General features: G+C 54.0%; 7 protein-coding genes. 5 read left to right on the top strand and 2 right to left on the bottom strand.

Going from position 1 to position 6,414, the window contains the following annotated elements:
- Positions 1-24 precede the first annotated feature (24 nt).
- The 4 genes from AC2FNZ_RS09620 to yghX all read left to right on the top strand — a co-directional run bounded on the left by AC2FNZ_RS09620 (position 25) and on the right by yghX (position 4,499).
- A complete protein-coding gene (locus AC2FNZ_RS09620; protein ID WP_480771279.1) occupies positions 25-699 on the top strand; it encodes a GntR family transcriptional regulator in 675 nt (224 codons plus the stop codon).
- Between the two features lies 1 nt (position 700).
- Positions 701-1,999: a malonyl-CoA decarboxylase gene (locus tag AC2FNZ_RS09625; protein ID WP_496840392.1), complete on the top strand. Its 1,299-nt coding sequence runs from the start codon at positions 701-703 to the stop codon at positions 1,997-1,999.
- Positions 1,996-3,519, top strand: a complete 1,524-nt coding sequence (locus tag AC2FNZ_RS09630) for a malonate--CoA ligase (protein WP_093961644.1) — start codon at positions 1,996-1,998, stop codon at positions 3,517-3,519. Before AC2FNZ_RS09625 ends, AC2FNZ_RS09630 begins: the two co-directional genes overlap by 4 nt.
- Before the next feature lie 89 nt (positions 3,520-3,608).
- A complete protein-coding gene (yghX, locus tag AC2FNZ_RS09635) occupies positions 3,609-4,499 on the top strand; it encodes a YghX family hydrolase (protein ID WP_093961643.1) in 891 nt (296 codons plus the stop codon).
- Between the two features lie 597 nt (positions 4,500-5,096).
- On the opposite strand, the gene AC2FNZ_RS09640 is transcribed toward yghX, so the two are convergent.
- Positions 5,097-5,846, bottom strand: a complete 750-nt coding sequence (locus AC2FNZ_RS09640) for a CHAP domain-containing protein (RefSeq protein ID WP_370797513.1) — start codon at positions 5,844-5,846, stop codon at positions 5,097-5,099.
- Between the two features lie 100 nt (positions 5,847-5,946).
- Here AC2FNZ_RS09640 and AC2FNZ_RS09645 point away from each other — a divergent pair, with 100 nt between their 5' ends.
- Complete coding sequence (locus AC2FNZ_RS09645; protein ID WP_377179933.1) at positions 5,947-6,291, top strand: hypothetical protein; 345 nt, start codon at positions 5,947-5,949, stop codon at positions 6,289-6,291.
- On the opposite strand, the gene AC2FNZ_RS09650 is transcribed toward AC2FNZ_RS09645, so the two are convergent.
- The coding region (locus tag AC2FNZ_RS09650) for an integrase core domain-containing protein (RefSeq protein ID WP_496840394.1) at positions 6,288-6,414 on the bottom strand (127 nt) is incomplete at its 5' end. The genes AC2FNZ_RS09645 and AC2FNZ_RS09650 overlap by 4 nt on opposite strands.

The raw sequence follows: 6,414 nt of genomic DNA on the forward strand, positions 1-6,414 counted from the left end.
ATAGACTGCGCCACGAAGAAGGGAATGCCAGACATGGATGCCATGCTTGATACCGAGGGCAAAGAGACATCCGCCACTCATGGTGCGTATCGAAAACTGCGCGAAATGATCCTGACTGGCGAGCTGCCGCCCGGTCAAAAGCTCAAGATCGAACAGCTCCGCGGGATGCTGGACACCGGCGCAAGCCCGGTTCGCGAAGCACTAAGCCTTTTGACATCGGATATGTTGGTGGAACGAATTGACCAGCGCGGCTTCAGGGCGGCACCAGTTAGCAAATGCAACTTCGAGGAAATCCTTATGTTGCGATGCAATCTTGAAGAAACCGCGTTGCGTACGTCCATCGCCAATGCAAACTCAGCCTGGGAAGACAGGCTTGTTTTGCGGCACCACCATATGAAGAAGGCGAGCCAAAAAGGGGCACACGACTTTGAAGACGCACACAAGGCGTTTCACATGGCCTTGTTGGACAATGCGAGGCTTCCTTTACTCTTGCGGTATTGCTCGCAGCTTTACGATCTGAACATCCGCTATCGTTATCTGGCGGCTGGCGGGTCGAGTTACAAAAAGCGCGATATCAACGCAGAGCATCAGGAAATTTTGGACGCAGCACTGGATCGCGATGCAGAAAGCGCAACCCGGCATTTGATCGATCATTACCGTCGAACAGGTGACTATCTGAGCAGTCAGATGGAGTCGTGAAATGCAGAGGAACTGGTTTCTGGGCGATCTGCTTGATCAGCTGTTCGACCGCCCCGGCAAAAAGCGGGGCATAGATGACAAGCGATCCGTATCGGAGCTATGTGAAGCACTTTTATCTGCGGAAGGTGAAGTATCAGGTTTCGCGCTCGCATCAACGATACTGGATCGATACCAGACCTTGGACGACCCGGAAAAACTGGACTTCTTCGCCTATTTGAATGACCAGCTTGAGTTAGACGCGGATCTACTGTCTGAGACGGCGCGTCATTATGCCGAGTATAGAAGTGTCGATCTGTATAAAAAGCTTAGCGAGGCGGCCGAACCCAAACGGCAAGAATTGCTGCGCCGTCTGAATCAACCCTCCGGCGCGACGCAAGAGCTTGTGGCAACGCGCGTTGACCTGTTGCGTTTTCTCAAATCCAACCCCGAACTCAAGCGCACAGATGTAGATTTCGTGCATTTACTGCGAAGCTGGTTCAACCGGGGTTTTCTAGTCCTCAAACAAATCAGTTGGGATACACCAGCCCGCGTTCTGGACAAGATCGTCGCGTATGAGGCCGTCCATCAGATTCATGATCTGGACGACCTGCGGCGCCGGCTATTCCCTCCCGACCGTCGCTGTTTTGCGTTTTTTCATCCCTCAATGCCGGATGAGCCGCTGATTTTTGTCGAAGTGGCTTTGACGACTGAGATTCCGAACGCGATTGATGTGCTTTTGTCCGAAGTTCGAGAACCGATCGAACCAGAACAGGCAACAATCGCCGCATTCTACTCAATTTCAAACTGCCAGAGGGGTTTAACGGGTATCAGCTTTGGAAACCTGCTGATCAAACAGGTTGTGACCGAACTCTCGCGAGAGCTTCCGGGCCTCGACACATTTGTGACCTTGTCTCCGATACCTGGTATGAACCGGTGGTTAGCTGGCGAAACAGGGCATCCCGAGCATGGCCATGCTGCCGAAGCCGTACTTGCGGGAACAGCCCCTCCGCAGGACGTGCGGGCGATGGCCGCCCGATACCTGTTACTCGCCAAGCGCGAAGATGGGATGCCGCTGGATCCTGTGGCCCGCTTTCACCTGGGCAATGGCGCCGAGCTTCACGAACTGCATGCCGGGGCCGATCCGTCGCAGAACGGACGATCCCAATCCGGCGGCGCAATGGTCAATTACCTTTACGACTTGAAAAAGACTGAACGTAACCACGAAGAATTTGTGGCGCACGCCACAATCGAAACCTCGCGTTCCGTGCGCGCGGCTTCAACCGCAGTACTTGCGGCCAGACCAGAGGAAAATCCAGCGTGACTAACACTCTCTACGACAGCTTGTTTGCCCACCACGCGGGAAACGAGGTTCCGTTCCTGCTACTCGATGACGGAGAGGTAGTGTCATATGACGCGTTTCTGAAACGCGCGGCACAGATCGCGCATGTTTTGCAGAACAACGGAGTTTCTCCTGGCGACCGCATCGTTGTGCAGGCCCCAAAGTTGGCCGATACGATTGCACTCTATGCTGCTTCAGTTCAGGCAGGTGCTGTCTATTTGCCGCTAAACACTGCTTACACAATGGCAGAATTGGACTACTTCGCATCTGACGCCCAGCCTGCGGTGATCGTCTGCGACGACAACGACGCAGCCGAGATCAAAACACTGGCGGATCGGTATGGCGCAAGGCTGCTTACCCTTGGTGGTGAAATATCAAGCTTAAGCCGCCAGGCTGACGCGCAGCCCCGCGAGTTTGAAACCGTTGATCGCGCCCCGGACGACCTTGCGGCTTTGCTTTATACGTCGGGAACCACGGGTCGCTCTAAGGGCGCAATGTTGAGCCACCAGAACCTTTTGACCAATGCGCAAGCTCTCGCGGATTTGTGGGCTATCACAAACAACGATCGCTTGGTTCACGCGCTGCCGATCTTTCACACGCACGGGCTTTTCGTGGCGATGAACACATCACTAGTCGCCGGGTCCGAGGTTCGGCTGATGGAAAAATTTGATATTGGCCTGATCTTGGAGGAACTACCGCATTCAACCCTTCTAATGGGTGTCCCCACTTTCTACACTCGATTGCTGGCGGATGACGGGTTCACCAAAGAGATCGTGGGGAACATGCGGTTGTTCGTGTCGGGCTCTGCCCCATTGCTGACCGAAACCCATCAGGCGTTCGAAGCGCGCACAGGCCACCGCATCCTAGAGCGCTACGGTATGACCGAGACAAACATGAACACCTCGAACCCTTATATTGGCGAACGTCGCGCAGGAACTGTTGGAATGGCATTGCCCGGCATCGAGGTGATCGTCACTGATCCTGAAACCGGCGAGCAACTGCCCAGAGGGGCGGTAGGAATGATCGAAATACGCGGCCCTAATGTTTTCCAAGGCTATTGGCAGATGCCTGAAAAAACCGCTGCAGAACTTCGCGAGAATGGATTCTTTATCACCGGGGATCTGGGTAAATACAGCGAGGATGGCTACCTGTCGATTGTAGGTCGTTCAAAAGACCTTATCATCACAGGCGGTTACAACGTCTACCCCAAGGAAATCGAAGACGTCTTAAACGACATCGATGGCGTACTGGAGTCGGCAGTTTTTGGCGTCCCTGACAACGACTTCGGGGAAAAGATCATCGCCGCTCTGGTTGCTGAGCCAGGCGTAGAGCTCGACACGGATCAGATTGCATCAATCATCAGGGAAAGGCTGTCGCGCTTCAAACATCCGCGTCGCTACGAACTCGTCCAAGAGTTGCCACGAAACACCATGGGAAAAGTCCAAAAGAACGTTCTGCGCGATCAGCACACAAAAAAGGAATCCGCATCGGCAATATCTTAGCCGACCTGCCTAGAACTTCGAACAAACCATAACCCTTTGAACTGATAGTATCCCATGGATTGAACCACCACCTCATCAGGAGATTGACCATGACTCGCATGACGGCAAAAGACTTCGATCAGGAACTGCTGGATCTGTACGACTATTATGCGCACGGAAAGATCACCAAACGCCAATTTCTGGACCGCGCCGGAAAATTCGCGGTTGGCGGCTTAACGGCTGCCGCGTTATTGAACATGCTCAGTCCGAACTATGCGCTGGCACAGCAGGTGTCGTTCAACGATCCCGATATCCACGCAGACTACATAACCTACCCTTCTCCGAACGGAACGGGTGATGTCCGAGGCTACCTTGTTCGTCCCGCTGGTGTGGAAGAACCCCTGCCCGGGGTGCTCGTGATACACGAAAACCGCGGCCTGAATCCCTACATCGAAGATGTGGCGCGACGCTTGGCGAAAGCAGGCTTTATGGCACTGGCTCCCGACGGCCTAACGTCGGTGGGCGGATATCCCGGTAACGACGCTGATGGGCGCGAGTTGCAGAAGACCGTCGACCGGGTTGAGCTGATGAATGATTTCTTCAATGGCTTCGAATACCTGTTGAACCGGGAAGACTGTACTGGGAAAGTTGGCGCTGTAGGTTTCTGCTATGGCGGTGGTGTGGTCAGCGCAATTGCCGTGGCCTACCCCGAATTGGCCGCCGGCGTGCCATTCTATGGCCGGCAGCCGGCCGCTGAGGATGTGGCTAAAATTCAGGCACCGTTGCTGATTCAGATGGGAGAGCTTGATGAACGCATCAACGCAGGTTGGCCGGAATTCGAAGCTGCGCTGCAATCCAATAATAAGGTTTACGAGGCCTACATCTACGAAAATGCCAACCACGGCTTTCATAACGACAGCACGCCTCGTTATGACGAGGAAATGGCAAACTTGGCCTGGGACCGCACCATTGATTGGTTTAACACCTACCTAAAGTCCTGAACTGAGTTCGCGGAATGGCGAAGCGGCGGTAAAAACCTGTCGTCGCTTCGGTGTTCAAAAAGCTTCAAGAGAGTGTCATCAAACAAACCCAAAGCATTCTCGGCCAGCCCCAAATAGCTGCCTTTTTGCTGCACCAAGCTCGCGCCACTCGCCGAGGGTAGCGTTGCATGTCAGCTTCAAGGTGTCTCGATTGGTAAGAGATTGCTCCAGGTTGAAGTGATTTTAGAGGGAGGAGTGAGCGGCCGCGAGTTTTTGCAAATTTGCATCCGACTTACTGGCTGAATCGTATGTCGAGAGCGGTTGTTTTGCCCCGGGACCCGGTCATTCCGGATCGCAATCTCGCTGCGTTCTGCCTGCACGGCCGCATTTTCTTCTGTCATGCAGCGGGTGATTTTCGGCGGTGCGGCGGGTAATCTTGCTACGAGCGCTCGCAGCGTAAATTCTTCACTTCTACGGGGGGCTCGATGCGGTCATTCGCTCTACCGCGAAGATTATCCGATTTGCGGACCTTTTCCGTCACTGGCCCGCGTGCACTGCTGAGCCGCTTGTGACCCATCCGTCGGATACGCACAGTATGCGGTTCACAATTGAATAAATTTATTCGCCAACTTTAGGATAAATGAACCCGTTCACCGGGTAGAAGCTGCCATACCGGCCCGGATGGCTTTCAACGCGGACCAATGTCCAATCATTGTTTTTGGATACATCCTTGACGCCCATTTTCAATGATACCTTGTTGCGGTGCCAGTTGGCGTGGTTCACGATGACTTCTCTGTCAGTGACGACATCGGATACGACGGCCACGTGACCAAGCGGCATCCCTCGGGTTGCTCGAAATGACATGACCGCACCAACAACCGGTTCATTGCCTCGCTCAAAAGTATTGCGCGCCTTCCCCCACCAGTCCTTGGCGTTTCCGCGAATTTCGATACCGCTGAGGTTACGTGCGTAGGGTACGCACCATACCCTTTGCCCTCGAGCTTGTTTTTGAGAGACCTCGCGCAATGCCATAGCCTGACGTTCTGGATCGAGATCCGCGTCGCTTGAGCCCTGAGCGCAGGCAGAAACAAGAGCAATAAGCCCCATCGCAAACGCAGCGCGAGCAGTACCTCGCATGCGCCGCCGTTTCGTATTCGTTTTGCTGTCGCTGTTTTTCAAGAAATTACATTGACGGTTTGTGGAGTTGACTAGTTTTATGGCGATCTTGTGGCTTAAGAAAAGAGCCCGGCCTGTTTCCCGGCAGAAATTTGCCAGTTGATATTCATCCTCGATGGGCCGAGCGCGAGACTTTGTAAAGTCAGCTTTCTGCGCACAGCCGCCGTCGGTCGATCGCGCAGCATCGGTCACTTGGGGCTCGAACCTGACGTTCGTCTGAGTATCGGGAGCGTACGCGTGTCAGAATTTCCAAACCAATTGCAAGAGAATTGAGAGTTCGAAGACAAACCAAATGACACGAGCCTCCGGCTGTAACAAGATGGTGGCAGAGGTGTACGTTATGGCGGATGTTTTCGACCGCATTGCAGATTGGCTGCAAAAGCTGGCCTTTTTTGATGCTGACCTTGGCGGGCTAGTCGAGCAGTTAAGTCAAAGGCTTATTGATGGTGGCGTGCCAGTTTCGCGTGTTTCCTTGGGCCGCCTGATGATGCATCCTGTAATCGGGTTGCTCGACGCAACATGGGATGCTTCAAACCATCGAATTGAATGGACTGTTCTTCCACGAAGCTCGGTAACGACTGATCTCTTCGACAAAGCACTGATCAGCCCCACCCGAGTGGTCCAGTTCGAGTGTTAGTGCATCGCCGGCCTTTGGTCCATCTGGACGATGGTTTCCGGTGCCGGTGGGCGGTAACCCAAGGCGCTGTGTGGTCGTTTCGTGTTGTAGTGCCTCCTCCATTGTTCGATCAGGATCTGCGCC

The organism is Ruegeria sp. SAZA006 (assembly GCF_059613465.1).

Coding starts and splice junctions, on each gene's coding strand:
- AC2FNZ_RS09620 (WP_480771279.1), top strand. CDS start 25: ATGCCAGACATGGATGCCATGCTTGATACCGAGGGCAAAGAGACATCC.
- AC2FNZ_RS09625 (WP_496840392.1), top strand. CDS start 701: ATGCAGAGGAACTGGTTTCTGGGCGATCTGCTTGATCAGCTGTTCGAC.
- yghX (WP_093961643.1), top strand. CDS start 3,609: ATGACTCGCATGACGGCAAAAGACTTCGATCAGGAACTGCTGGATCTG.
- AC2FNZ_RS09645 (WP_377179933.1), top strand. CDS start 5,947: ATGACACGAGCCTCCGGCTGTAACAAGATGGTGGCAGAGGTGTACGTT.